The organism is Burkholderia sp. SIMBA_062 (assembly GCF_046534765.1).
Classification (GTDB): domain Bacteria; phylum Pseudomonadota; class Gammaproteobacteria; order Burkholderiales; family Burkholderiaceae; genus Burkholderia; species Burkholderia ambifaria.
Genome location: NZ_JAWRYD010000418.1, coordinates 1 through 255, shown reverse-complemented (window position 1 = coordinate 255; position 255 = coordinate 1). Strand labels below are relative to the sequence as shown.

General features: G+C 66.7%; 1 protein-coding gene. It reads right to left on the bottom strand.

All coding sequences use genetic code 11. From position 1 onward, the window contains the following. Positions 1–255, bottom strand: a 255-nt coding sequence (locus SB786_RS36910) for an MFS transporter (protein WP_410731672.1), incomplete at both ends; no start/stop codon positions are given.

Sequence of the window (255 nt, the reverse complement as noted above, 5' to 3'; positions counted from 1 at the left end):
CCGTGCGTAGGCGTGCCGGCCGACGCGGCGCAAGGCTCGGCAGCGTGAGTGCCTGGAAAGCCAGGGTCACCACACCCACCGCCGTCGCTGCAAAGAACGCGCTGCGCCAGCCATAAAGCCCACCCAGATAACTGCCCAGCGGGACCGCAACCACCGTCCCGATGGCGATGCCACTGAAAATGATCGAGAGTGCTCGCGGTAACAAAGCCCCCGGCACCAAACGCATCGCCACCGCCGCCGCCATGCTCCAGAACC